The following is a 26,544-nucleotide window of genomic DNA, read 5'->3' as shown; positions in this document are numbered from 1 at the left end:
AGGGCTATCGTTAGGATTTGAGCAATAAACGTCGCTCAATCACCTTAAATGCACACCAAACCAGCACTGTGCTGATAAGAATACCGACAATCACATCAGATGCCCAGTGCATTCCTAATACAATACGCCCTACCGTGACATCAATTCCCCATAATAACCCGAGTGACGCTAAAAAATAATGACGACGCAACATAAAAAGTGCAAAAACAAATAATGCGAGTGTGGCAGAAAATAAGCTATGACCCGACGGAAAAGCATAACCCGTTTCAGCTTTCCAATGTTTAAGTTGCCATTCAGGGATTACTGGTGAGTTAGCTAATCCATTTTGAAGCAATTGTTCTCGCTCTGGTCTTGAAACTTGATAAAAAGCCTCAGAGCTAATGTGCAAACTTTCACTAACCCAAACAACGTAAGGACGAGGCTCTTTTACTGTGTTTTTAACCGCAACCTTAATTAATTGTCCAATAGCCAATGTAGCAATAATTATCACGGCTAATTGAATAAAATGGTTACGTTTTAATTTTAAAACCATAAAGAGCAACGCTAAAAAAACAACAATAGTCACAGCCCCCCAAGGTTTTGCTGCACTATCTGCTATCCATAATGTACTTATACCGCCTAAAGGATGGTCGGTAGGTTGCCATTTCCACCCCAATATCAACACAACACTCGGTATGATTAAGAGCAACATACTGCCTAATAGAACCAACTTTGTTATTTGCTTATTCAATATATTGCCCCTTCTTAAATACAAATATTATCTTCCGTTCACAGCTAAAGATTATCAGTATAAACGATGCAAGTTTAGCAATAAATCATTATGCAAGAAGGCGCAAAATCTGATAATTTGTAATGGTGTGAATTTATAAGTGTGTGTTACCCCATTTCCTTGCCTATTAGACATGGAAGCATTTCAGTGTTTTATTTCTCTTTGTTCTCGTTATAAAGTGTATAATCTTGAACGAGAGTTTCACCTGAAATTATGAGTCAAAAATAATGAAATTAAGACGTATCGCAGAAGCAAAACTACCTACCCCTTTTGGTGAGTTTTTAATGGTTGGTTTTGAAGAAATCGCAACAGGAAAAGATCATGTCGCACTTGTTTACGGTGATATTTCAGGCTCAGAGCCCGTATTATCTCGTATTCATTCAGAGTGCTTAACGGGCGATGCTTTATTTAGCCTGCGTTGTGATTGTGGTTTCCAACTTGAAGCTGCGCTTTCACAAATCAGCAAAGCGGGTCGTGGCGTATTACTTTATCATCGCCAAGAAGGCCGAAATATTGGATTACTAAATAAAATACGCGCTTATGCACTACAAGATAAAGGATTAGATACCGTTGAAGCGAACCTCGAGTTAGGTTTTAAAGCTGACGAACGTGATTTTACCCTTTGTGCTGACATGTATAACCTATTAGGTGTTCATGAAGTTCGGTTATTAACCAATAATCCGAAGAAAATTGAAATCATGAAAGCCGCAGGCATTAATGTTATCGAGCGGGTGCCATTGATCGTTGGACGTAATCCAAGCAATGCGCATTATCTTGATACTAAAGCCGATAAAATGGGTCATCTTCTATTTAAGAAAGCGCAATAATAAAGTAACAACACAGCATTAATTATTTTCAAATCCGAGTCTGAGTCGCTCGGATTTTTTATTTATCACTTTACTCTATTGCCTTGTAAATTCATTCTTTATCTATTTTTCTCTGCTTATATTTTGTTCTTTTTTACTGCTCTTTCATCATTAAATTATATCATGTGAAAATTTGTCATATGCGATTTCATTGACTATCAATCTTATTCTAAGTTATTTATTAATAAATAAATTTTCATAGGAATGCATTATGCCATTACATTTTTCTGGTAGGATCCTCGGCGCACTATTATTAGCAGGAACGTTATTAACTGGTTGTGATAATAGCGATAAAACCAGCTATTCAATCAAGGTTGGTGTAATTAATGGTGCTGAACAAGATGTGGCTGAAATTGCCAAAAAAGTCGCAAAAGAAAAATATGGCTTAGAGGTTGAATTGGTGAGCTTCAGTGGCTCTTTATTACCTAACGATCCCACAGCAAATAAAGAGCTTGATGCCAATGTTTTTCAACATCGCCCTTTTCTTGCCCAAGATAATCAATCTCGTGGTTACAATTTAGTCGCAGTTGGTAATACCTTTGTTTTTCCTATGGCTGGCTATTCAACAAAAATTAAGCATCCTTCGGAGTTAAAATCAGGCGATACCATTGCCGTTCCTAACGATCCTACCAATTTAGGTCGAGCATTACTGCTATTAGATAAAGAAAAGCTGATTACATTAAAACCAAACAGTGGTTTATTGCCTACGGCTATCGACATTATTGATAATCCACTTAAACTTAAAATTATGGAGCTAGAAGGCGCACAATTACCACGAGTTTTAAACGATCCAAAGGTGACTGTCGCAATTATCAGTACAACTTACATACAGCAAATTAATTTATCTCCTACCAAAGACAGTATTTTTATTGAAGATAAAAACTCTCCTTACACCAATATTATTGTGACAAGAGAAGAGAACAAAGACGCTGATAACGTGCGGGATTTTATTAAGGCTTACCAATCACCCGAAGTTGCCACCGCGGCCGAAACCATTTTTAACGGCGGCGCAATTCAGGGCTGGTGATAGAAGCTCAATTTAGCATCAGGTCTTCTTTCAAAATACCAAGCATCATCTAAAGCAATATCTATACGAGGAATATAACGCCCCATTATTTTTATAATGAGGCGTTTGATTTATTACAACTAAACCTAATTAAAGCATATTACGAATAACATAATGCAATATGCCACCGTGTTGGAAATAGGCTAATTCAGTTTGAGTATCAATACGACAACGCGCCATAATGGTTTCAGTGCGATTATCTGCGAAAGTAATATTAACTGCGACATCTTGGCTCGGTGTTAATGCATTAAGCCCTGTGATCTCAATTTTCTCATCACCTTTTAAGCCCAATGTTTGACGTGTTACCCCTTTAGGAAACTCTAAAGGTAAAACTCCCATACCGATCAAGTTGGAACGGTGAATACGCTCAAAAGAGCCTGCGATAACGACTCGTACACCTAATAAACGTGTTCCCTTCGCAGCCCAGTCTCGACTAGAGCCTGAACCGTATTCACTACCAGCAATAATCGCTAATGGTGTATTTTCTTGCTGATAACGCATTGAGGCGTCATAAATAGCCAGTGTTTCACCTGTTGGGATATGCTTAGTAAAACCACCCTCTACTCCAGGCACCATTTCGTTACGAATACGAATATTGGCAAATGTGCCTCGCATCATGACTTCATGATTACCGCGCCTTGATCCATAAGAGTTAAAATCTTTCGGCTCGACACCGTGTTCACGTAAATAACGTCCCGCTGGACTATCCGCCTTAATATTACCCGCAGGTGAGATATGATCAGTTGTCACCGAATCACCTAAAATAGCCAAAATACTGGCTTGATGAATATCTTTAATTGGCGCTGGTATTTTTGACATTCCTTCAAAGAAAGGAGGATGTCGAATATAGGTAGAATCGGGCTGCCAATCATAGACAGGTGTATCTTGTGTTTTCAGTGATTTCCATGTTTCATCACCTTCAAATACAGCGGAGTACTCTTTATGGAACATTTCTGTTTTAACTTTCTCAACAGCATCAGCAATCGCTTTACTATCAGGCCAAATATCTTTTAAATAAACAGGATTGCCCTGTTTATCTTTACCTAATGGCTCTTTAGTGAGATCGATATTCATATTTCCTGATAAAGCATAAGCAACCACTAAAGGCGGTGAGGCTAACCAGTTGGTTTTCACTAAGGGATGAATTCGACCTTCAAAGTTACGGTTACCAGATAATACAGCCGCAATAGTTAAATCATTATCCTTAATTGCACTTTCAATCGGTGCTAATAAAGGTCCTGAGTTACCAATACATGTTGTGCAACCATATCCCACAAGGTTAAATCCTAATTCATCAAGATAAGGGGTTAATCCTGCAAGATTAAGATAATCCGTGACCACTTTAGAGCCTGGAGCCAAAGAAGACTTAACCCAAGGTTTACGCTGTAATCCTTTTTCTACCGCATTTTTAGCCAGTAATCCGGCAGCCATTAAAACATTAGGGTTTGATGTGTTGGTACATGATGTGATCGCTGCAATAACGACAGCACCATCAGTTAACTCAAATGCTGGATAATCATCGATTTTTACTTGAGGAGTATTCGCCAGTGGTTTCTTATTAGTTTCAAGATCTACTGCCGCTTTAAATGCTTTCGGAACATTAGGTAAATTAACTCTATCTTGAGGACGTTTAGGCCCAGCAAGGCTTGCTTCAACAGTTCCCATATCTAGCGATAAAGTTGACGTAAAGATAGGCTCATCGCCAGTATGGCGCCATAAACCTTGTTCTTTACTATAAGCTTCAACAAGCGCAATTTCTTGTTCTTCACGTCCTGTTAAACGTAAATAATCAAGGGTGATATCATCGATTGGGAAAAATCCGCAGGTCGCACCATACTCTGGTGACATATTCGCTATTGTTGCGCGATCAGCTAAAGGTAACGATGCTAAACCGTCTCCATAGAACTCTACAAATTTACCAACAACACCATGAGCACGTAACATCTGGGTGACGGTTAAAACCAGATCAGTTGCGGTGATCCCTTCACGTAATTTTCCTGTCAATTTAAAGCCAACAACATCAGGAATTAACATGGAGATAGGTTGACCTAACATTGCAGCTTCTGCTTCAATGCCTCCTACCCCCCAACCTAGGACACCAAGACCGTTGATCATTGTGGTGTGAGAATCCGTGCCAACTAAGGTATCTGGATAAGCCACATGACGTCCATTTTGCACTTCAGACCAAATAGCTTTACCTAAGTACTCAAGGTTTACCTGATGGCAAATTCCTGTACCTGGTGGCACAACACGGAAGCGTTCAAAGGATTGCTGTCCCCAACGTAAGAAAAGGTAGCGTTCATAGTTACGCTCCATTTCAATTTCCACGTTTTCAGCAAACGCATTTTTACTGGCATATTCATCAACCATAACTGAGTGATCGATAACCAAATCAACAGGTGATAATGGATTGACTTTATCCACTTGCCCACCCAAAGATTTCACTGCTTCACGCATAGCGGCTAAATCAACGACCGCAGGTACACCGGTAAAATCTTGCATAAGCACCCTTGCAGGTCGATAAGCAATTTCACGTGATGCATGCGCTGTTTTTTGCCACTCAACCAACGCCTTAATGTCCTCTTCAACAACAGTTTCATTGTCGAGATAACGCACTAAGTTTTCTAGTAACACCTTCAGAGATTTAGGAAGGCGGGTAATATCGCCTAATTGACGGGCAACTTCTGAAAGACGGTAATACTCATATTCTTGAGATCCGACTAAGAGCGTGGAATGGCTCTCTTTTTTCAAACGTAACGACATAGCTCCTCCTTCTTATTTTTATACTGACAGCATGTTTAAACCATCAAAATAGGTAAGGTTATCTATTAAACATATCATATAACATTGAATTTCGCTTAAAGATCACACGATTTGTTAACGCAATGTTATGACTGTCATGATGTTAATAAATTTTAGTCTCTAGATTTTCACTTAATTAGACTTTAATGGCGGAGGTATAACTGTGTAAGGATAATATTTATGAATAACAAACAATCTGATTTACTAAAAAATATTATGAATGCCGATCGCTATTTTGCGGAGCCTGTTACACCGCCTTTTCCGCAAACCTTATCGATGAATGCATTACATTCTCAAAACATAAAAGATGCAGAAGGTTTAGTGCAGTTTATCATCGCATCACCAAAACCTTTTGAGCCTTCCGAAATAGAAAAAATGTCACAACTTAAAAATATTCAAATTGGACTCATTTCTATTATGGCAAACCATCTTGCTGCATTAAAAAAAGAGGATAATGAAGCCTATTATCGCCCTGAACATTGGTTAGATACCCTCAATCATTTACCCCTTCTAGGGCACAATAAAATCGAAACAAAAAAGCTTCATAAGCAAACCTTTGATTTTTCCGTTGCTCAAGCATTTATTCAGTTATTACTAGGTGCTGCAATCAATGCCACATCACCCGCACTTGGAGAGTTTATTGATTTCTTACGTACCCAAGGACAAAAAATAGAAGTCGGCTTACGAAAATCATTAGACAACTATCAAACGATAACTATTGCGGGGATCACAGAGATACTCAATCATAATAATCATCTTATTTTTGTTCCAAAGCTGAAAATTTTGAGTCTACGTTTTTCTTATCAATCAGCGAAAATGCTACTCGCCAGTTGTATAGGTCGTAAATTTACCCTCTCTTTAGAGTACACGACTATTACTTCTGTATTTGATGCTAGCGCACTTGATGATCCACTGATTAATCAGCAATTTTATGATTTTTTAAATAAATATCGTCAGTTAAGTATTGCAAAATCCGATGCTTTTTTTAGTGGGGATTTTTATTTGAAATGAGTAATAGCAGAAATTAGGTTTATGAACACGCTTGAAGGCGGGGATCACCCGCCTTTCAGTATTACACTAAGGGTAATTCGATATCTTTAAATAACTCTTCAATCTCTTCGTTAGTTCGCAATGCAACCGCTTGTTCAATCAAATTACGCGTAAGATGAGGGGCAAAACGCCACATAAAATCATACATATAGCCACGTAAGAAACCACTACGACGGAATGCAATTTTAGTGGTGCTATAACTAAACTTATCACGCATATCAATTGCGACTAAATCGCTATCGAGTACAGGATCAAATGCCATACTGGCAATCACACCAATACCTAAATGTAATCTCACATAAGTTTTAATAACATCCGCATCGGTTGCAGTGAAAACAATTTTAGGTTTTAACCCTACTTTACCGAAAGCATCATCAAGATCAGAACGCCCAGTAAAACCTTGGGTATAAGTGACAATATCGTAACCCGCAAGCTCTTTCAGCGTCACCTCTCGTTTTTGTGCCAATGGATGATCTTTTGAAACCACCACAATACGGTTCCAACGATAACAAGGTAACATCACTAAATCGTTATAAAGATGCAGTGATTCTGTCGCGATCGCAAAATCACTTTTACCTCTGCATACATCTTCAGCAATTTGTGTTGGCGACCCTTGGTTCATATGCAATGAAACATCAGGATAGCGCTCAATAAAACCTTTTATTACTGGAGGTAATACATAACGAGCTTGTGTATGCGTTGTTGCAATCGATAATGAGCCTCTATCTGGATAAGTGTGTTCACCCGCAGCAGACCGAATAGCTTCTGTTTTTGATAAGATTTCTCTAGACAGCCTTACAATTTCTTCACCCGCAGGTGTCACATGCGTTAGATGCTTACCACTACGAGAAAATATTTGTATACCTAACTCATCTTCTAACATGCGAATTTGTTTACTTATTCCCGGTTGAGATGTATACAAACGCTCTGCCGTGGTTGAAACATTTAAATCGTTATTCACCACTTCAACGATATAACGCAACTGTTGTAATTTCATGGAGAGGCTATCCCTTCAACAAAAGACTTATTATTCCGTTATTCTATTTATATTCATATAACTAAAAAGAATAATAAAGATGTAATATATAACCACTATATCACTTATTTCATTTCGGTCTAACGTAATTAATAGCGTTATTTAGGTTTTGTTATATCGAATAGTTATAAGCTATAAACAAGCATAAAAAAAGCCGACGTTCACTGTCAGCTTTTATTTCATAATAATGGTACTAAATTATTTAATCACACCGCATGCCATTCTTGCACCACCACCGCCAAGAGCCTCGGGATCATCAGAATAGTTGTCTCCCCCCACATGCACCATGATTGCTTTATCTTTCACTTGCTCAAGTTTGGTGAGTTTTGGCGCTAATACTGCATAATCTGCAACACCTTTGTCATTCACGACTAATCCTGGTAAATCACCTAGATGCCCATTTTTATTATAAGGCCCCAAGTGAACACCAACTTTTTCAGGATCTAAATGGCCACCCGCTTTTAAAGCGGGTACAGGTTTGCCATCTTTCATATCTGGTTCACAAGAACCATTAGCATGAATATGAAAACCATGAATACCCGGTGTTAATCCAGTGAGTTTTGGCGTAAATAACAGCCCATAATCAGTTTCAGTGATAGTGACAACACCAATATCGTTGCCAGCACCCGTTGGTAAGGCTTCTTTTAACGTGACATCTAACGTTGCAGCGCTCGCCACAGAAGTGAAGAGTAAGCCAGATAGTAACAAAGGCATCAGTTTCATAGTATCTCCGTCTTATTATTAGCAAAATAAAATATCAGACAAATAGAAATCAACCATTAATACTGTTTCAATATCTTTAATTAGCATACCTTCTAAATACAAAAAAGCGACTAACTCTCATTAGTCGCTTTTTTATTTAGCACGTAATGCCGATGTTATTTGGTTTTTTCAACCCATTTACCATCGACATAAAACGCAGACCAGCCTGTTGCTTTGCCATCTTTCTCTGAAGAAACATATTGCTGTTTTGTTTTACGGCTAAAACGCACAATCGTTGGGTTTCCTTCAGGATCAGCCACCGGCGCTTCTGCTAAATAACGCATTTTCTCTGCTAAACGGTCTTTAAAGCGAACCAGTTCTTCTACTTTTGGTGCACGCGTTTCTCTTGATTTAGGGAACGTGTTTGCAGCCAAGAATACGCCCGCAGCACCGTCTCGTAAGACAAAGTAAGCATCTGATTTTTCACATGGCAACTCTGGAAGCGGAACGGGATCTTCCTTCGGTGGTGCAATTTCACCGCTTTTTAAGATCTTACGGGTATTTTTACAATCATCATTAGTACAGCCCATGTATTTACCAAAACGCCCCATTTTCAGGTGCATTTCAGATCCACATTTATCGCACTCAATAACTGGACCTTCATAACCTTTTAAGCGGAACTCACCTTCTTCAACTTCATAACCATCACATGCAGGATTATTACCACAAACATGTAATTTACGATGAGTATCAATCAGGTAACTGTCCATTGCAGTACCACATTTCGGGCAACGACGACGAGCACGTAATGCGTTGGTTTCTGCATCTTCCCCTTCAAGAATATTTAATAATTCATCTTCAGGGATAAGGTTAATGGTTTGCTTACAACGCTCTTTAGGCGGTAAAGCATAGCCTGAACATCCTAAGAATACGCCTGTTGTCGCCGTTCTAATTCCCATATGACGAGAACAGGTTGGACATTCAATCGACGTAATAACCATTGGATTTGGTCGCATTCCGCCTTCTTCAGGATCTTTTTCAGCAATTTCTAATTGCTGACTAAAATCGGTGAAGAACGCATCTAATACCGCTTTCCAGTTTTCTTCATTATTAGCAACATGGTCGAGGTGATCTTCCATTTGCGCAGTAAAATCATAATTCATTAAATCGCTAAAATTCTCTTCTAAGCGATCGGTTACAATTTCACCCATTTTTTCTGCATAAAAACGACGGTTTTCAACTTTCACATAACCACGATCTTGAATGGTGGAGATGATAGATGCATATGTTGATGGACGGCCGATACCGCGTTTTTCTAATTCTTTAACTAACGTCGCTTCGCTAAAACGAGCTGGTGGCTTAGTAAAGTGCTGAGTAGGTTCTAATTCAGCTAAAGCTAGTTTTGCCCCTACATCAACGGCTGGTAAGGTTTTATCTTCATCTTTATTACGCATCGCTGGCATGACTTTCGTCCAACCTGCAAAACGTAAAGTCCGACCTTTAGCACGTAGTTTATAATCACCTGATTCGACTGTTAATGTGGTCGAATCGTATTTTGCCGGTGTCATTTGGCAAGCAACAAATTGATTCCAAATCAGTTGATATAAACGTTTGGCATCGTTATCCATATCTTTTAAAGATTCTGCGATAACGTTGATATCTGAAGGACGGATAGCTTCGTGCGCTTCTTGAGAATTTTCTTTGCTCGAATAAACGTTTGGCTCTTTCGGCAAATACTTGGCGCCAAAATTCTCATTGATATAATCACGCGCCATTTGAATTGCATCCTGACTTAAGTTAGTTGAGTCAGTACGCATATAGGTTATATAACCTGCTTCATAAAGGCGCTGAGCTAGCATCATCGTCTTTTTCACACCAAAGCTTAAGCGCGTACTTGCCGCTTGCTGTAAGGTTGATGTGATAAGTGGTGCGCTTGGCTTGCTGGATGTTGGTCTATCTTCACGATCTTTTACCGTGAAGGTCGCATTCTGTAATGCTTTAACCGCAACCTGTGTTTCATCAGATGAAACAGGGTTGAAGGCTTTATCATTATAATGCGTGACTTCCATACGCAATGGCTGTTCATCAGGCGTTAACAGTGACGCGTGTAATTGCCAATATTCTTCGGGAACAAAGGCTTTAATTTCACGCTCACGTTCAACTAAAAGACGCACGGCAACTGATTGCACTCGACCCGCAGATAATCCACGAGCCACTTTTTTCCAAAGTAAAGGTGAAACCATATAGCCCACAACACGATCCATAAAGCGACGTGCTTGTTGCGCGTTAACGCGATCTATATTTAACTCACCCGGAGTTTGGAAAGCTTGTGTAATGGCATTTTTAGTGATTTCGTTAAAAACCACTCGACTAAATCGTTCATCATCACCGCCGATAACTTCGCGTAAATGCCACGCGATAGCTTCTCCTTCGCGGTCAAGGTCCGTTGCGAGATAGACATGATCAGCTTTCTCAGCCAATGCTTTTAGTTCAGCCACGACTTTTTCTTTACCGGGTAGAATTTGATAATTCGCATTCCATCCGTTATAGGGATCAACTCCCATACGGCTGACTAAGGCTGATTTCTCATCCTTTTTAACTTTTTTCACGCCTTTCGTGGCGGATGAGTTTTCGCTCTTCTGGCTGCCAGAACCACTCTTTGGCAAATCACGAATGTGACCCACGCTAGATTTAACTACGTAGTCATTGCCAAGATATTTATTGATTGTTTTGGCTTTAGCCGGGGACTCCACGATAACAAGAGCTTTACCCATAATTACCTTTACCTAATTAAACTTTGTTATGACGGTATCGTTTAATACCTTCAACTAAAAAAATGTTTAAAATCTCTTTTTTATATTGCGTTAGTTTTGCAATATATCAACCTGTTTTTATTCAAAGCTTTTGTTCGAGCTCAAAACTCGTGACTTTTTTTGAGGTATTTTAATCACCTCATCGCTTTGATCGGGTACAGGCAAATCATTGTTTGCTACATATAGAGTAGCTAAGCTTTTAAAAATGCCACACTCTACCTGATAAAAAGTGAGGCGCAACAAATTATTTTTCTAAGGAGCACATATTATGTCAACACAAACTACACCGATTACAACAGAGATGCTACTTGAAAAAGCGAATAAAATCATATGTGAACATGAAGATTATATACACGGTATGCGTGCTGATTCGGTTGAACAGAAAGGTAATGTCCTCGTATTTAAAGGTGAATTTTTTTTAGATGAACAAGGTTTACCTACTGCAAAAAGCACCGCAGCATTCAATATGTTTAAGCATTTAGCTCATGTGTTATCTGATAAATACCATTTAGAATAAATCATCTTCGTGATTATTTTTATTTAATCACTAAAGTAAATTTATCGATAACAAAAAAAGAGGCTTTGCTTGCCAGTTATTGCATTCATTTAGATGACAATAACTGGCATAACCAAACAAAAATAAAGAATAAAAATTCATTTTGAACATAATGCGGATTTTCTGTCACATCTCAACTCACGATTACACTTACCTATCAATACAATCAGTAATATCAATTATTTTTATTTTCTATTTACGGTTATATTGAAACCTCCTAGAAAGAGGAAATATTTACCCTGTTGTTGTTATAAGCAATATCAATTATTTCTTTGATTGCCAGTGAAATTTTCACTGGCTTTTTTTTTGTCTTATCGAAATAAAAGCTTTTAGAATAGAATATTTATTTGAAAGATTAGGGAATAGTGATAGGTAAGAAAATATGATATCAGCAATAATCCGTATCGCTGATATTATTTATAGTGTACTTATTGACTTATAGTAGCGGTTTTTTACTTCTTTGTACCCAACGCATCATCAGTTTATCAATGCTTTCCACTGCACCGCCTGTAACACGTTCGACCATTTTCTTCTTGGTAACATATTGGACAGAGAGAACTTCAAAATCATTAATATGGCCGATCAACCAATCATCACTCACACCAACTTCATCAATTAAGCCTCTGTTTAGTGCTTCTGAGCCGTACCAATACTCACCGGTTGCAACACTATCGATATCAAGTTGAGGGCGATATTTATGCACAAATGATTTAAATAACAGATGTGTTTCATTTAAATCTTGCTTAAATTTCTCACGTCCTTCTTCGGTATTTTCGCCTAATAGAGTTAATGTGCGTTTATATTCGCCAGCAGTATGTAACTCAACATCAATATCATTTTTCTTGAGTAAACGGTGAATATTAGGGATTTGAGCCACAACACCAATCGAGCCAATAATCGCAAATGGTGCAGCAACAATTTTATCTGCTACACATGCCATCATATATCCTCCGCTGGCAGCCACTTTATCGACAACCGCAGTCAGTTTAATGCCTTTTTCTTTTAAACGCGTTAACTGAGCTGCTGCTAACCCATAACCATGAACCATACCACCCGGACTTTCTAAACGCAGTAATACCTCATCACCCGATTGTGCAACAGAAAGAATAGCACTGATTTCTTCACGTAATGCACCCACTTCGTGGGCATCCATGCTACCGTTAAAATCAAGCACATATAAACAAGGTTTTACAACGCCTTTTTTACCTTCTTTCGCATTGTTTTTACTCTGTTTATTCTCTTTTTTCTGTTGCTTCTTAAATGCTTTATACCAGACTTTTAATTCAGCATCGTCCATTTTCGCTTGTTGCATAACGCGCTGTTTTTCTTCATAGGCTTCAGCAAGATCTGTGACTCTTAATGTCCCTTTACGATTTTGCTTTTTATTTCCAATCACGACGAAAAACAACACGATAGCGATAATCGCCACAACAACAGTGACAATTTCTGCTAAAAACAGTCCATATTGCAAAATATATTCCACAAAGACCTCTTTTTAAGGTTAATAACACTGACTCAAATCAATACGCCTAGTTTAACGAAATTCTGCTTTAGCGCCAGCAACAAAGGCATGATTATGTTTAATACCATAAAGAAAACAGCCATAAATTGTAAACAAAAAGTCAGACTAAACTGGTCGCTAGACAAATAAGACGTTACACTTTATTTACTTTTTACTAGACAGGATATCAATATGTTGCAATATCAACCCGATCATAGCGTGCTAAAAGATAAAATTATTCTAGTAACAGGTGCTGGTGATGGCATAGGAAAAGAAGCTGCTCTAACTTATGCGCAATACGGCGCAACACTTATCTTATTAGGCCGTACTCTATCAAAACTTGAGGATGTTCAAGAAGAGATAATCACATCAGGTGGCCAACAACCTATGTTATATCCACTTGACCTACTTACAGCGACAGAGAACGATTTTCAGCAATTTGCAGATACTCTCGTTAAACGCTTCCCTCATATTGATGGTGTATTACAAAATGCTGGTTTATTAGGTGTTGTTGAGCCTATCATTAATCAACCAAGCAACCTTTGGCATGACGTTATGCAAGTTAACGTTAATGCGACATTTATGCTCACAAAAGCCCTATTGCCATTGATGCTCAAAGCGCCTCATGCGAGTCTTATCCTCACGACATCCAGTGTGGGTCGCCAAGGTCGCTATGGTTGGGGGGCTTACTCTGTATCAAAATTCGCAACAGAAGGCTTTATGCAGGTACTTAATGAAGAATATAACGAAAGTACTTTGCGTATTAACTGCATCAATCCTGGTGGTACTCGTACAGCAATGAGAGCGAGTGCATTCCCTGATGAAAATTCACAAAAGCTAAAAACACCTAAAGATTTGATGCCGTTATATCTCTATTTGATGAGTGATGACAGTATTGATGTGAAAGGACAATCTTTAGATGCACAACCTGGCCGTAAAGCTGGCCCTGCTGAATAACGTAATCTAAGCTCGAGGTAGTTCAATGAATGATGCACAACACCAAAAACGCCAACAACGTTTAAAAGAAAAAGTAGATACCCGAATTGAGCAAGCTCAACGAGAACAAGGTATTGTGATGATTTTTACTGGTAATGGTAAAGGAAAAACAACCGCAGCTATGGGTACTGCAACCCGCGCAGTTGGTCATCAAAAAAAGGTTGGTGTTGTGCAATTTATTAAAGGAACTTGGGAAAACGGTGAACGTAACCTACTGGAGCAATTTGGCGTACCTTTCTATGTAATGGAAACTGGATTTACTTGGGAAACGCAAGATAAAAGTGCAGATACAGCCGCCTGTTTAAATACATGGCAATATGCACTCAAACTGCTTAATAACCCAGAATACGATCTCGTTATTCTCGATGAAATTACCTATATGATTAGTTTTAACTATTTACCATTAGATGAGGTTATTTCAGCGATTAGCTCTCGCCCTTCTCATCAAAATGTCATTATCACTGGAAGAGGCTGTCATAGAAAATTAATCGATCTAGCAGATACTGTGACAGAAATGCGTCCTATTAAACATGCTTTTGATAGTGGGATAAAAGCACAAAAAGGCATAGATTGGTAATAATCTCTTACCACCTTTTCATTTATGTAAAAATGAATAATTATTTATATTAAAGCTGGCTCACTTAATATGCCAGCACCAAATATACGCCCTGTTTCATTTATCAGTTTAAAGTAAGCTTCTCTATCATCGAATATATCATTCTGTATTTGCTGATTATAAACCATAGCCATTGCCATTATATGAAAATGATATTCATTATAGTAATTTTGCTTTTCATTCGGATCACGTGAAGCTAAATAGGAATTGGTTATTTTATAAATACTTTTAGCCTCTTTCAGCATTTCGCCATTATTAAATTCAATATGACTCAATGTTGGAATAAAATCATCTGTTCGCGTATTTTCATCATTTATCCAGTTGTATTTATCTTTTTCTTTATGGGCTTCTAATAAATTACGTCCTGCATAAACATTAATACCATATGGCTTTCTTGATATAAAATCTTGAAATTCAGATTGGGAAAAACACTTAGTTAATACATTTACCACTCCCTTATTACTCCAATCAGGTAAATAAGTTGGGATAGGTTCATTTAATGGGATTTCACAGCGGAAAACATTATTATCAATAAACATAGCATCAGAGCTATTAATAGCACCATGCACAAGCTGGCCATTAATCCAAATGGAACGCATTGTTAAGTACAAATGCTCACTGCCTTCTTTAGGAGAAAAAATAGAAGTAAAACTATAGTAGATTTCCCTAGATGGATTAATTATTCCGCCATGATTACCGGGATAAATCATAAAGGTTTTCTTCGTTCCATCAGCATCAACTAATACATGTTTTCCATTCTCTAATTTTATTTCTTTCACTTCACCGGTATTAAGCCAAAAAGAATTATTATCTATTTGAAATACTAACGGTGTTGTTTTATTGTTACTAATATAAAACACGCCAGACTGTGAGTTTGAATTAGTCGTTGGCTCACAACCCGTAGTAAGAGTAGTCGCACATAACATTGTTGTTAAATAAAAAGAACGATGCATATATCGCGTATACCTTATCGTAAAATATACAAATAAAATATTATTTTAATAAAAATGACTTCTCATCTCATTAATCCGTGCATCATAGTTTCATTTATGGAAAAAAGAAAGCTATCAAAAAAAAGAAGCTCCCTATTCAATGGGTGCTTCTTTATGAAAGATGATATTTTAATTTAAAATAATAAATAATTATTCGCTAATTACTTTTTATTTCCTGCTGACTGGCGACGACTTGACGCTCTTTTAGCTGGTGATGTTGAAGTGCGTGCTGAAATCTTAGTATGACGCTTAACAGCACGACGGATCTGATTCGCTTTGATGCGACGCTGATCTTTTTCTACTGCAACTTTTGTTACTGTCTCGTCGTTTAATTCAACTAACTGACGTAAATAGTTGATTTGATCTAATCCAAGTTCAACCCAACCACCACGTGGTAAGCCTTTTGGTAAATCAATATCACCATAACGAACACGAATAAGGCGACTAACTTGTACACCAACCGCTTCCCACATACGACGAACTTCACGGTTACGTCCTTCTGTAAGAGAAACGTTATACCATTGGTTAATCCCTTCACCGCCACGATAAGAAACAGAGCGGAATGAAGCTGGACCATCTTCTAATTGTACACCGCGAGTTAACTGACGAATTTTGGCATCATCAATTTCACCAAAAACCCGTACTGCGTATTCACGCTCAACTTCGCGGCTAGGATGCATTAAACGGTTAGCTAATTCACCATCTGTTGTAAATAACAGTAATCCACTGGTATTTACATCAAGACGACCCACTGCAATCCAGCGAGCACTGTTAAGGCGAGGAAGGCGTTGGAAAACAGTCGGGCGACCTTGTGGATCACTGCGAGTACACAGTTCACCTTCAGGCTTGTAATAAGCAAGCACACGACAAACATCTTTTTGTGCTTCACGAATATTTAGAATACGTCCATCTAAGCGGATTTTTGCTGTAGTGGTGACATCAATACGATCACCTAATTTCGCTTTTGTACCATCAATGCTGATACGTCCTTCTTGAAGATAACCTTCAATTTCACGGCGAGAACCGTGACCAGAACGAGCAAGGATTTTTTGTAATTTTTCAGTGCGTTGCGATTTATCGCTCATGAAACAACCTCATGTGTCGCCTTCACAGGCGTCATAAAAATAGAATTAATTTTTAAAAATCAATTAAATAAAAATAACCCATGTTTATTAAAATAAGAAATAAACACAGGTTTATTGATTCAATAGTGAACAATGTTGATGATTTTTCACATCAACATTGTGATAATAAATAGTGCCGATAAAACGATGTTGGCAAAACTATAGTGACAGCTTAACCGTTTGTCTGCTTATCAAGTTACTGTACTTAGCGCTTAAAATGCGCGTTGGTATAACTGATATCAAAAACAGTCACCGTGATTTTTATCGCAATGTATAAATTTAACACAAGCGATAGATCCCTTCACCTTTTATCTCTTTATCTCGTGATAAATTTCTTCGCTATTGAATTATTTACTTCCAAATTAGTTTAATCAACCAAATTGCTTACTGAAATGGCGTAATATCACCCGTACCTTCGCGTACGATAACAGGGGTATCTTCCGTTAAATCAATGACCGTTGTCGGTTTTTGTCCTAAATAACCACCGTGGATCACCAAATCAACTTGTTTACTTAATAAATCTTCGATTTCTTCCGGATCAGATTCCGCAAAATCATTGCCCGGTAAAATCAGGCTTGTTGACATTAATGGCTCACCAATGTTTTCTAACAATGCCAGTGCAATTGGGTTAGAAGGAACACGCAACCCTATGGTTTTACGCTTATCATTCATCAAACGCTTTGGTACATCTTTAGTTGCTTTTAAGATAAAGGTGTAATTACCTGGGGTATTATTTTTTATTAAGCGAAACACCACATTATCAACATAAGCGTAGTTAGCGATTTCGGACAAATCACGGCACATCAGTGTAAAATTGTGGTTTTTATCTAATTGGCGAATACGACAAATTCGCGTCATTGCATCTTTATTTTCTAAACAACAGCCTATAGCATAGCCAGAGTCTGTTGGATAAATCACCACACCGCCTTTGCGTAAAATATCAGCACTTTGTTCAATTAAACGAGCCTGCGGATTATCAGGGTGAATATAAAAAAGTTGGCTCATACATCCCTCAACGAATTTCTAATGTTACTCTTGCCATAGCGACCAAACGGGTTCGACGCCACTGGGTAACCATAAATTACGCCCCAATTCTATCCACGAGCAAGGGCGATGAAAGTCAGAACCTAACGAAGCTTTTAACCCATAAAGTTGTGCTAATGCTGCGTGTTGTTCCCGTTCTTGTGGTGGTTGTTGGCATTGTGCCACTTCGATTGCATCACCACCGAGTTGTTTAAAATAAAGCGTTAATCGTTTTAACCATTTAGAGGATAGACCATATCGTCCCGGGTGCGCTAATACTGCAACACCACCAGCTTCATGAATTGCCGTGACAGCGTCACCGATTGAACACCATTGTGGTGGTACATAACCGGTTTTACCTTTCGCTAAATAACGTTTAAACACTTTATTAACCGAGGCAACATGCCCTTCATTCACGAGAAAACGGGCAAAATGTCCTCTTGTCACTTGTCCACCATGCGCTAAGGCTTTTGCCCCTTCAAATGCATTTACAATACCTGCTTTTTCTAATCTCTCACCAATCATTATCGCTCGAGTTTCGCGACATTGACTTTGTGACAAAAGAAGTGCCTTGATTACGTTGTGGTTGATATCAATATTCAATCCAACAATATGGATTTCTATATTCTCCCACAAAGTCGATATTTCGACACCTGATATCAGGGTAAGAGGCAGATTTTTTTCTGCAATATAATCATTAGCAGGAGTAATCGCCGCCGTTGTATCGTGATCGGTAATCGCTAAGACATTAATTTGACGCTCTATCGCTCTATCAACCAATTCTTCTGGTGAAAGCTCGCCATCTGACGCGGTAGTGTGGCTGTGCAAATCATAAATCACTCTTAAATCAGATAGCACTTCTGTCATTGCTTCTCCCTTTTTACCTTAGCAAGATAATAATTTTTAAAGAGTATGCCATAAAGTACTTGACGAACCCAACGCAATCCAGTTTACTAGTACACAACACGAGCTAGTCTATTAACTTATTATCTGTCGTTAGCTGTAAGGAGATCTTATGAATATCAATCAACGTCTTATCGCTCTTTGGTGGCGCAATACTCTTTTATGGGCGGTTTGATCTCCGGCTTTACGTCAGTGATATCTAAAACCCGCCTACGCGGGTTTTTTTATGCATTAAAAATGGTTAGTAAAAAATAATATAGAGCGATAATAATGAATACATCACTTGCATTCTCATTTAACACCAAGGCAACGCCACTGCCTTACCACAGCGAACCAGCTTTACTTTTCAATACATTATGTGAAAACAAACATCACACACTGTTGTTAGAATCTGCACAAGTTGACACGAAAGCAAACTTAAAAAGTTTGTTAATTGTTGATAGCGCATTACGTATCAGTGCAGTAAAAAATCAAGTCACTATTGATGCATTAAGCGTTAATGGACAAGCTTTATTACCTGCATTAAAAATCGCACTAAAAGAAAAAGCTTTCTTAACACAAGAGAGCGATAAACAGTGTGTTTTTACCTTTTCAGCACCTGCACAAAATATTGATGAAGAAAGCAAATTAAAATCAGCCAGCGTATTTGATGCTTTACGCTTCTTTCTTGCTAATAAAGACACTAAAGATGCTAATGCTATTTTTGTTGGTGGTTTATTTGCTTACGATTTAGTCAGTGGATTTGAACCTATTCCTGAATTAGACACCATTTTTTCATGCCCTGACTACTGCTTTTACTTAGCAGAACAATTAATTGTGATTGATCATCAGAATAAAGATAGTCAGTTAATTTCTATTGCTTTTACTGATGATAAAACCGAGTGTCAACGCCTCACTTCGCGACAAACCGAATTAATTTCACTGGCCAAGCAACCATTAAAGCATCCTATTCGCCGTGCTTTAACAGCAGCAGAATCAACAATACAAGACAATATGGATGATAAAGGTTATGGCGATATCGTTGAAGCAATGAAAACCTATATTCGTCGTGGTGATATTTTCCAAGTTGTTCCATCACGTCGCTTTCAAGTTGCATGCCCTTCACCACTTGCCGCTTATCAAGTGTTGAAAGAGAAAAATCCAAGCCCTTATTTGTTCTATATGCAAGATGCCTTATTCACAGTATTTGGTGCATCACCAGAAAGTGCATTGAAATATCAAACAAGCGATCGACAAATTGAAATCTACCCAATTGCAGGAACTCGCCCAAGAGGACGTAATGCAGATGGTTCGATTAATACAGATTTAGACAGTCGAATTGAACTTGAAATGCGCACTGATACGAAAGAGCTTTCTGAGCATTTAATGTTAGTCGATTTAGCGCGTAATGATTTGGCACGTATTTGCCAAGCAGGTAGCCGTTATGTCGCAGAATTAACAAAAGTTGACCGTTACGCTTTTGTAATGCACTTAGTTTCAAGGGTCGTAGGCAAACTACGTGATGACTTTGATATTTTCCATGCTTATCAAGCATGTATGAATATGGGAACGTTGTCAGGTGCACCAAAAGTTAGTGCAATGCAATTAATTGCTCGTTATGAAAAAACAAAACGTGGTAGTTACGGTGGCGCCATCGGCTATTTTACTGGTGCAGGTGATTTTGATACTTGCATAGTTATTCGCTCTGCTTATGTTGAAAATAATATTGCAACTATTCAAGTTGGTGCTGGAATTGTGCTTGATTCAGACCCTCAAATGGAAGCTGAAGAAACACGTAATAAATCACAAGCGGTAATCAACGCTATTTTACAAGCTCATACTGATACACAACAGCAGGAGGCTTGCTAATGGCGACTATCTTACTGCTCGATAACATCGACTCATTTACTTATAACCTTGTCGATCAATTACGTAGCCTTGGCAATAACGTTGTGATTTATCGCAATAGCGTCACAGCCGATTTTATTGAACAAAAGCTACGTGAGCTTGATAACCCGATCTTATTGTTATCTCCTGGTCCAGGAACACCTTCACAAGCAGGTTGTATGCCTGAACTGTTAAAACGTGTATTAGGCACATTACCTGTGATTGGAATTTGCTTAGGTCATCAAGCCATTATTGAGGCTTACGGCGGCAAAGTTTCTTCATGTGGAGAGATCTTACACGGCAAAGCGACATTAGCTGAGCACGATAACAGCGAAATGTTTGTGAATTTGTCTAACCCTTTACCCGTAGCTCGTTACCATTCGCTTTCAGGAGAACAAGTTCCAGAACAGCTCATTATTAATGCGTGGTGCGATAACACTGTTATGGCGGTGCGTCACCGTCAACATAAAACTTGTGGTTTTCAGTTTCACCCAGAATCAATTTTAACCACAAAAGGCGCACAACTTTTAGAACAAACAATCGCATGGGCATTAACTCCTAAAGGAGACGCATAAAATGGAAACTATCTTCAATAAATTATTTAGCGCACAACAGTTAACATTAGAAGAAAGTCAAACACTGTTTAGCGCCATTATTCGTGGCGAGTTAACGGAATCACAATTAGCGGCAGTTTTGATCAGCATGAAAATGCGCGGTGAACATCCTCAAGAAATCGCTGGCGCAGCGCGGGCATTACTTGAAAATGCACAACCTTTTCCTCGCCCTGATTACACTTTTTGCGATATTGTCGGTACTGGGGGAGATGGTGCCAATAGTATTAATATTTCAACAGCAAGCGCATTTGTTGCGGCTGAAGTCGGTATCAAAGTGGCGAAACACGGTAATCGTAGCGTATCTAGTCGCTCCGGCTCTTCTGATTTATTAGCGGCTTTTGGTATCCCTTTAGACAGAAGTGCTGATGATGCACGCCAATTATTGGATGAAGTGGGTCTATGCTTTTTATTTGCACCTCAATATCACAGTGGTTTTCGTTTTGCCGCACCTGTTCGCCAACAACTGAAAACACGCACATTATTTAATGTATTAGGCCCTTTAATTAACCCTGCTCGCCCACCATTAGCATTAATTGGTGTATATAGCCCAGAGTTATTGATGCCTATCGCAGATACGTTAAAAGTTTTAGGTTATGAGCGTGCTGCCGTTGTTCACAGTGGCGGAATGGATGAAGTTTCATTACATGCGCCTACTCAAGTCGCTGAATTACGTAATGGTGAAATTACACGTTATGAACTCACACCAAGTGATTTTGGTCTTCGCCCTTGTGCCATTACTGATCTAGAAGGTGGTACACCTGAAGTAAACCGTCAATTATTAGCAGATTTACTACAAGGTGAAGGAAAAAGAGCACATACCGAATCTGTCGCAGCTAATGTCGCTTTATTAATGCGTTTACATGGGCAAGAGGATTTAAAAATGAATACTGAAGTTGCTATGCACGCCATTTATAGCGGTAAAGCAATAAATCGTGTCACTGCATTAGCAACAAGAGGATAAGAGCATGACTGTATTAAACGCCATTGTAAAAGATAAAGCTGAATATCTGATTGCACGTAAAACAAACCAACCATTATCAGAATTTGTGCAACAAATAGTGCCATCAACACGTTCGTTTTATCAGGCATTAACTCAGCCTAATACTGTTTTTATTTTAGAGTGTAAAAAAGCATCACCCTCAAAAGGTTTAATTCGTGCTGATTTTGATCCTGCGACGATTGCAAAAATTTATCAGCCTTATGCAGCTGCCATTTCTGTATTAACTGATGAAAAGTATTTCCAAGGGAGCTTTGATTATTTACGTCAAGTCAGCCAAGCAGTTCATCAACCCGTTTTATGTAAAGACTTTATTATTGATGAATACCAAATCTATTTAGCGCGTTTTTATCAAGCAGATGCCATTTTATTAATGCTTTCTGTCTTAGATGATGAGCAATATCGTGCGCTATCAGCCGTTGCTCATCAATTAAATATGGGTGTATTAACCGAAGTAAGCACAGAAGAAGAGCGTCAGCGTGCCATCAATCTTAATGCCAAAGTCATCGGTATTAACAATCGTGATTTGCGTGATCTCTCTATCGATTTAGCTCGTACCCAGCAGTTAAGCCAAGGATTGCCCAAAGATTCAATCGTGATCAGTGAGTCAGGTATTCATACCCACCAGCAAGTTCAAGAGCTAAGCCAATATGCTAATGGTTTTCTGGTAGGCAGTGCTTTAATGTCACAAGACAATATCGACCAAGCAGTGAGAGCACTCGTTTTGGGAAAGCATAAAGTGTGCGGGTTAACTCGTACACAAGATGTAAAAGCGGTTTATCAAGCAGGTGCTTATTATGCAGGGTTGATTTTCGCAGAAAAATCCCCGCGTAAGGTGACGTTGTCACAAGCGAAAGAGTTAATAGCACAAGCTCCCTTAGCGTTTGTGGGCGTGTTTCAAAATCAACCTATTGAGCTTATTTGTGACTATGCCGAAAAACTTAATTTATCTGCCATTCAATTACATGGACAAGAAGATGCGCAATTTATTGAACAACTTCACCAGAAAATCCAACCTAATTGTGAAATTTGGCAAGCGATAAATATGGCAAACCATACTGATATTCACCCCGTTGCACTCGTTAATAAATATGTACTTGATAACGGAACAGGTGGCACAGGAACAACATTTAATTGGCAAAAAATTCCTAATACATTACGTGAAAAAGCATTACTTGCAGGTGGTCTTAACAGTGAAAACTGTTTAGATGCGGTTAAAACAGGCTGTATCGGGCTTGATTTTAACTCTGGAGTAGAATCGGCTCCTGGCATAAAAGATATACAACGCCTGAATCAGGTATTTGCACAATTACAGCTAAGCTAAATCTCACAAAAATAAAATTTTAAACAGGATGACATCACAATGAGAAAACTTAACCCCTACTTTGGTGAATTTGGTGGCCAATATGTACCTGAAATCTTAATTCCTGCATTGGATCAACTCGAACAAGCTTTTATTGATGCACAAAACGATCCGTCATTTCAGCAAGAATTCCAAGATTTATTAAAAAATTATGCAGGCAGACCAACGGCATTAACGCTTTGCCGTAATTTAACAGAAGGCACTCGAACCCGTTTATATCTAAAACGTGAAGATTTACTGCATGGTGGTGCTCACAAAACTAACCAAGTATTAGGTCAAGCCTTACTAGCAAAACGTATGGGTAAAACTGAAATTATTGCAGAAACAGGAGCAGGCCAACATGGTGTTGCAACCGCTTTAGCCTGCGCACTGCTTAATATGAAATGCCGTATCTATATGGGTGCGAAAGACGTCGAACGTCAATCACCTAACGTATTTCGTATGCGCTTAATGGGTGCGGAGGTTATTCCTGTTCACAGTGGTTCATCTACCTTAAAAGATGCCTGTAATGAGGCTTTACGTGACTGGTCTGGTTGTTACGATCGTGCGCACTACTTGTTAGGAACAGCGGCAGGCCCTCATCCTTATCCAACAATTGTCCGTGAGTTTCAACGTATGATTGGTGATGAAGCCAAAGCACAAATTCTAGAGCGTGAAGGTCGTCTACCGGATGCAGCTATCGCTTGTATTGGCGGAGGCTCTAATGCTATCGGTTTATTTGCTTCCTTTATTCCTGAAACTTCAGTGCAATTGATTGGTGTTGAACCTGCAGGTAAAGGTATTGAAACCGGTGAGCATGGCGCACCACTGAAACATGGTAAATTAGGGATCTATTTTGGTATGAAATCCCCAATAATGCAGACAGATGAAGGACAAATTGAAGAGTCATATTCAATTTCAGCAGGTCTTGATTTTCCATCTGTCGGGCCTCAGCACGCACATTTAAATAGCATTGGTCGTGCTGATTATGTTTCTGTTACCGATGATGAAGCCATTGAAGCATTCAAAGCACTTTCTCGCCGTGAAGGGATCATCCCGGCTTTAGAATCTTCTCATGCATTGGCTTATGCACTGAAATTAATTGCACAAAACCCTGATAAAGAACAGTTATTAATCGTGAACTTATCCGGTCGTGGCGATAAAGATATTTTTACTGTAAACGATATTTTAGCAGCAAGAGGAGAAATCTAATGAGCCGTTATCAAGTATGCTTTGAAGCACTAGCACAAAAACAACAAGGCGCATTCGTTCCTTTTGTCACATTAGGTGATCCTTCTCCTGATCTGTCATTACAAATAATTGATGCGTTAATTGAAGGTGGCGCAGATGCATTAGAAATTGGTATTCCCTTTTCCGATCCACTTGCTGATGGCCCTACCATTCAAGGCGCTAATTTACGAGCACTAAATGTAGGTGTAACCCCTACTGATTGCTTTGCACTTTTAGCAAGTGTACGTAAAAAACATCCTAATATCCCTATTGGCCTATTAGTTTATGCTAACCTCGTTTTTAGTAATGGCATTGATAATTTTTATAGTAAATGTGAGCTGGCAGGTGTGGATTCCGTCTTAATTGGTGATGTACCTCTGCGTGAATCAAAAGAGTTCCGAGAAGCAGCACAACGTGCCAATATAAGCCCTATTTTTATTTGCCCACCCAATGCTGATGATGAACTTTTACAAGAATTAGCAACATCAGGCAAAGGTTATACCTATCTGCTATCAAGAGCCGGTGTAACGGGTACAGATAAACGCGCAGAACAATCGCTGACACATATTACTGACAAACTAAAAACCTATAATGCCCCTCCGGCATTACAAGGGTTTGGAATTTCAGAGCCTAAACAAGTAAAAGAAGCTATTGCAAATGGCGCGGCTGGCGCAATTTCAGGCTCAGCGGTTGTGCAAATTATTGAGAAGAACCTACACCAGCCAGATATCATGCTTAAAGCTCTGATTCAATTTGTTAAAGAAATGAAAGCGGCAACCATTGCCTAACCTTTCTATTTGATCCGCTTTAGAAGAATAGCCTGCTATTTTTCTAAGCGGATTACTCTGAAATCCATATTGATTAACTCACGCTTTTTATTACCTATTTTGCTACTTAACCCGCATAAAATGGTGCAATATTCCCTCTTCTCTTATTTCAAGAGTCTTGAACTGTACTGATAAAAATTTGGCAAAATTCTGTTTTTTGCACATACTTTATAAAGTGCTTTATATTTTCTTTTCAGAAATACTCAATCAATAATGTGATTAAAAGGAGTTTTATGATGAAACTATGGGCAAAAATATCCGCTGTTATGGCGGCGTTACTTATGGCGTTTACCTTATCTGCATGTTCACCTACTGCAACATCAGAAGGTACAGGAGGTTATTTTGATGACTCCGTGATCACCACCAAAGTTAAGACTGCACTAATAGGTGAAAAAAATCTTAACTCAACACAAATTAGCGTCGAGACATTTAAAGGTAAAGTTCAACTAAGTGGTTTCGTCTCTTCTCAAGCGGATGCTAATCGTGCCATTGAAACGACACGCAAAGTAACAGGTGTAAAAGGCGTTATCAACTCAATGGTTATTCGCTGATCTCCTCTTTATTCTAGTCTTCCTTTAGCCTTACTTTTTAGACCACCTTTTCGGTGGTCTTTTTTTTGCCAAGTATTTCACTCTCAGCATTCGCTTTTATCATAAAGTAGATCAATTTTTATAAAAAACGCCAATGGATTAAAAACAGGTTATTTTTACCTAGCATTAATAACCGTTCACAAAAAGAGCAATACAAAAGAATAATTAATCATTTACTGATTGAAATTTGATCTTCATGTTTTTATAAACATGCCCTATCTTAAACCTCTTTTATTCTTCTTTTACTTCTTTCTATCTCTTGA

General features: G+C 38.6%; 23 protein-coding genes. 13 read left to right on the top strand and 10 right to left on the bottom strand.

The window, feature by feature from the left end:
- Window positions 1-10 precede the first annotated feature (10 nt).
- Window positions 11-730 carry a phosphatidylglycerophosphatase B gene (pgpB, locus tag GTH25_RS08135; RefSeq protein ID WP_075672078.1) on the bottom strand — a complete coding sequence of 240 codons (720 nt, stop codon included), beginning with the start codon at window positions 728-730 and terminating at the stop codon, window positions 11-13.
- 266 nt (window positions 731-996) lie between these two features.
- Here pgpB and ribA point away from each other — a divergent pair, with 266 nt between their 5' ends.
- Window positions 997-1,596, top strand: a complete 600-nt coding sequence (gene ribA / locus GTH25_RS08130) for a GTP cyclohydrolase II (protein WP_075672080.1) — start codon at window positions 997-999, stop codon at window positions 1,594-1,596.
- 250 nt (window positions 1,597-1,846) lie between these two features.
- Window positions 1,847-2,662 (top strand): MetQ/NlpA family lipoprotein, encoded by an 816-nt coding sequence (locus GTH25_RS08125; RefSeq protein WP_109420116.1) that lies wholly within the window; start codon window positions 1,847-1,849, stop codon window positions 2,660-2,662.
- Window positions 2,663-2,791: 129 nt separating this feature from the next.
- Here GTH25_RS08125 and acnA read toward each other — a convergent pair whose 3' ends face one another.
- Window positions 2,792-5,464: an aconitate hydratase AcnA gene (acnA, locus tag GTH25_RS08120; protein ID WP_099659695.1), complete on the bottom strand. Its 2,673-nt coding sequence runs from the start codon at window positions 5,462-5,464 to the stop codon at window positions 2,792-2,794.
- 219 nt (window positions 5,465-5,683) lie between these two features.
- Between acnA and GTH25_RS08115 the strand changes: the two genes are divergently transcribed.
- Window positions 5,684-6,514, top strand: a complete 831-nt coding sequence (locus GTH25_RS08115) for a hypothetical protein (RefSeq protein WP_099659694.1) — start codon at window positions 5,684-5,686, stop codon at window positions 6,512-6,514.
- Window positions 6,515-6,575: 61 nt separating this feature from the next.
- Here GTH25_RS08115 and cysB read toward each other — a convergent pair whose 3' ends face one another.
- The 3 genes from cysB to topA all read right to left on the bottom strand — a co-directional run bounded on the left by cysB (window position 6,576) and on the right by topA (window position 11,065).
- Complete coding sequence (cysB, locus tag GTH25_RS08110) at window positions 6,576-7,550, bottom strand: HTH-type transcriptional regulator CysB (protein ID WP_075672088.1); 975 nt, start codon at window positions 7,548-7,550, stop codon at window positions 6,576-6,578.
- Between the two features lie 237 nt (window positions 7,551-7,787).
- Window positions 7,788-8,312 (bottom strand): superoxide dismutase family protein, encoded by a 525-nt coding sequence (gene sodC, locus GTH25_RS08105; protein ID WP_099659693.1) that lies wholly within the window; start codon window positions 8,310-8,312, stop codon window positions 7,788-7,790.
- Window positions 8,313-8,467: 155 nt separating this feature from the next.
- Window positions 8,468-11,065, bottom strand: coding sequence for a type I DNA topoisomerase (topA, locus tag GTH25_RS08100; protein WP_075672092.1), 2,598 nt, complete (start codon window positions 11,063-11,065; stop codon window positions 8,468-8,470).
- Window positions 11,066-11,372: 307 nt separating this feature from the next.
- On the opposite strand from topA, the gene GTH25_RS08095 reads away from it, so the two are divergent.
- Window positions 11,373-11,621 (top strand): YciN family protein, encoded by a 249-nt coding sequence (locus tag GTH25_RS08095; protein ID WP_088495697.1) that lies wholly within the window; start codon window positions 11,373-11,375, stop codon window positions 11,619-11,621.
- Between the two features lie 475 nt (window positions 11,622-12,096).
- Here GTH25_RS08095 and sohB read toward each other — a convergent pair whose 3' ends face one another.
- On the bottom strand, window positions 12,097-13,143 hold the full coding sequence (gene sohB / locus GTH25_RS08090; RefSeq protein ID WP_075672096.1) for a protease SohB: 1,047 nt from the start codon (window positions 13,141-13,143) through the stop codon (window positions 12,097-12,099).
- Between the two features lie 213 nt (window positions 13,144-13,356).
- Between sohB and GTH25_RS08085 the strand changes: the two genes are divergently transcribed.
- Both GTH25_RS08085 and cobO read left to right on the top strand, forming a co-directional pair.
- Window positions 13,357-14,118, top strand: a complete 762-nt coding sequence (locus GTH25_RS08085; protein WP_191902114.1) for a YciK family oxidoreductase — start codon at window positions 13,357-13,359, stop codon at window positions 14,116-14,118.
- Window positions 14,119-14,143: 25 nt separating this feature from the next.
- Window positions 14,144-14,734, top strand: a complete 591-nt coding sequence (cobO, locus tag GTH25_RS08080) for a cob(I)yrinic acid a,c-diamide adenosyltransferase (protein ID WP_075672100.1) — start codon at window positions 14,144-14,146, stop codon at window positions 14,732-14,734.
- Between the two features lie 44 nt (window positions 14,735-14,778).
- On the opposite strand, the gene GTH25_RS08075 is transcribed toward cobO, so the two are convergent.
- The 4 genes from GTH25_RS08075 to rnm form a co-directional block, all read right to left on the bottom strand.
- The gene (locus tag GTH25_RS08075) at window positions 14,779-15,726 is read right to left on the bottom strand and encodes a hypothetical protein (protein WP_075672102.1); all 948 of its coding nucleotides are present in this window, start codon (window positions 15,724-15,726) and stop codon (window positions 14,779-14,781) included.
- A gap of 200 nt (window positions 15,727-15,926) precedes the next feature.
- Window positions 15,927-16,850 carry a 23S rRNA pseudouridine(2605) synthase RluB gene (rluB, locus tag GTH25_RS08070; RefSeq protein WP_075672104.1) on the bottom strand — a complete coding sequence of 308 codons (924 nt, stop codon included), beginning with the start codon at window positions 16,848-16,850 and terminating at the stop codon, window positions 15,927-15,929.
- Window positions 16,851-17,273: 423 nt separating this feature from the next.
- Window positions 17,274-17,894: an L-threonylcarbamoyladenylate synthase gene (locus GTH25_RS08065; protein ID WP_023582284.1), complete on the bottom strand. Its 621-nt coding sequence runs from the start codon at window positions 17,892-17,894 to the stop codon at window positions 17,274-17,276.
- A gap of 24 nt (window positions 17,895-17,918) precedes the next feature.
- On the bottom strand, window positions 17,919-18,779 hold the full coding sequence (gene rnm / locus GTH25_RS08060; RefSeq protein ID WP_075672106.1) for an RNase RNM: 861 nt from the start codon (window positions 18,777-18,779) through the stop codon (window positions 17,919-17,921).
- Between the two features lie 306 nt (window positions 18,780-19,085).
- Between rnm and GTH25_RS08055 the strand changes: the two genes are divergently transcribed.
- From GTH25_RS08055 to GTH25_RS08025, 7 genes are all read left to right on the top strand, one after another.
- Window positions 19,086-20,663 carry an anthranilate synthase component 1 gene (locus GTH25_RS08055; protein ID WP_164530474.1) on the top strand — a complete coding sequence of 526 codons (1,578 nt, stop codon included), beginning with the start codon at window positions 19,086-19,088 and terminating at the stop codon, window positions 20,661-20,663.
- Window positions 20,663-21,256 (top strand): aminodeoxychorismate/anthranilate synthase component II, encoded by a 594-nt coding sequence (locus GTH25_RS08050; protein ID WP_075672110.1) that lies wholly within the window; start codon window positions 20,663-20,665, stop codon window positions 21,254-21,256. The genes GTH25_RS08055 and GTH25_RS08050 overlap by 1 nt, the downstream gene beginning before the upstream one ends.
- Window position 21,257: 1 nt before the next feature.
- The gene (gene trpD, locus GTH25_RS08045) at window positions 21,258-22,256 is read left to right on the top strand and encodes an anthranilate phosphoribosyltransferase (RefSeq protein ID WP_075672112.1); all 999 of its coding nucleotides are present in this window, start codon (window positions 21,258-21,260) and stop codon (window positions 22,254-22,256) included.
- 4 nt (window positions 22,257-22,260) lie between these two features.
- Window positions 22,261-23,616, top strand: a complete 1,356-nt coding sequence (gene trpCF / locus GTH25_RS08040) for a bifunctional indole-3-glycerol-phosphate synthase TrpC/phosphoribosylanthranilate isomerase TrpF (RefSeq protein WP_075672114.1) — start codon at window positions 22,261-22,263, stop codon at window positions 23,614-23,616.
- A gap of 39 nt (window positions 23,617-23,655) precedes the next feature.
- Window positions 23,656-24,846, top strand: a complete 1,191-nt coding sequence (gene trpB / locus GTH25_RS08035) for a tryptophan synthase subunit beta (protein WP_036937130.1) — start codon at window positions 23,656-23,658, stop codon at window positions 24,844-24,846.
- On the top strand, window positions 24,846-25,652 hold the full coding sequence (gene trpA / locus GTH25_RS08030; RefSeq protein WP_075672116.1) for a tryptophan synthase subunit alpha: 807 nt from the start codon (window positions 24,846-24,848) through the stop codon (window positions 25,650-25,652). Before trpB ends, trpA begins: the two co-directional genes overlap by 1 nt.
- A 275-nt stretch (window positions 25,653-25,927) precedes the next feature.
- A complete protein-coding gene (locus GTH25_RS08025; protein WP_006536978.1) occupies window positions 25,928-26,242 on the top strand; it encodes a BON domain-containing protein in 315 nt (104 codons plus the stop codon).
- The last annotated feature ends 302 nt before the right edge of the window (window positions 26,243-26,544 follow it).

It is taken from the genome of Proteus terrae subsp. cibarius (genome assembly GCF_011045835.1).
Taxonomy (GTDB): Bacteria; Pseudomonadota; Gammaproteobacteria; order Enterobacterales; family Enterobacteriaceae; genus Proteus; species Proteus cibarius.
Note: the sequence above shows the minus strand (reverse complement) of the source record. Positions and strands in the feature narration are given on the sequence as shown.

Coding starts and splice junctions, on each gene's coding strand:
- ribA (WP_075672080.1), top strand. CDS start 997: ATGAAATTAAGACGTATCGCAGAAGCAAAACTACCTACCCCTTTTGGT.
- GTH25_RS08125 (WP_109420116.1), top strand. CDS start 1,847: ATGCCATTACATTTTTCTGGTAGGATCCTCGGCGCACTATTATTAGCA.
- acnA (WP_099659695.1), bottom strand. CDS start 5,464: ATGTCGTTACGTTTGAAAAAAGAGAGCCATTCCACGCTCTTAGTCGGA.
- GTH25_RS08115 (WP_099659694.1), top strand. CDS start 5,684: ATGAATAACAAACAATCTGATTTACTAAAAAATATTATGAATGCCGAT.
- cysB (WP_075672088.1), bottom strand. CDS start 7,550: ATGAAATTACAACAGTTGCGTTATATCGTTGAAGTGGTGAATAACGAT.
- sodC (WP_099659693.1), bottom strand. CDS start 8,312: ATGAAACTGATGCCTTTGTTACTATCTGGCTTACTCTTCACTTCTGTG.
- topA (WP_075672092.1), bottom strand. CDS start 11,065: ATGGGTAAAGCTCTTGTTATCGTGGAGTCCCCGGCTAAAGCCAAAACA.
- GTH25_RS08095 (WP_088495697.1), top strand. CDS start 11,373: ATGTCAACACAAACTACACCGATTACAACAGAGATGCTACTTGAAAAA.
- cobO (WP_075672100.1), top strand. CDS start 14,144: ATGAATGATGCACAACACCAAAAACGCCAACAACGTTTAAAAGAAAAA.
- GTH25_RS08075 (WP_075672102.1), bottom strand. CDS start 15,726: ATGCATCGTTCTTTTTATTTAACAACAATGTTATGTGCGACTACTCTT.
- rluB (WP_075672104.1), bottom strand. CDS start 16,850: ATGAGCGATAAATCGCAACGCACTGAAAAATTACAAAAAATCCTTGCT.
- GTH25_RS08065 (WP_023582284.1), bottom strand. CDS start 17,894: ATGAGCCAACTTTTTTATATTCACCCTGATAATCCGCAGGCTCGTTTA.
- rnm (WP_075672106.1), bottom strand. CDS start 18,779: ATGACAGAAGTGCTATCTGATTTAAGAGTGATTTATGATTTGCACAGC.
- GTH25_RS08055 (WP_164530474.1), top strand. CDS start 19,086: ATGAATACATCACTTGCATTCTCATTTAACACCAAGGCAACGCCACTG.
- GTH25_RS08050 (WP_075672110.1), top strand. CDS start 20,663: ATGGCGACTATCTTACTGCTCGATAACATCGACTCATTTACTTATAAC.
- trpD (WP_075672112.1), top strand. CDS start 21,258: ATGGAAACTATCTTCAATAAATTATTTAGCGCACAACAGTTAACATTA.
- trpCF (WP_075672114.1), top strand. CDS start 22,261: ATGACTGTATTAAACGCCATTGTAAAAGATAAAGCTGAATATCTGATT.
- trpB (WP_036937130.1), top strand. CDS start 23,656: ATGAGAAAACTTAACCCCTACTTTGGTGAATTTGGTGGCCAATATGTA.
- trpA (WP_075672116.1), top strand. CDS start 24,846: ATGAGCCGTTATCAAGTATGCTTTGAAGCACTAGCACAAAAACAACAA.
- GTH25_RS08025 (WP_006536978.1), top strand. CDS start 25,928: ATGAAACTATGGGCAAAAATATCCGCTGTTATGGCGGCGTTACTTATG.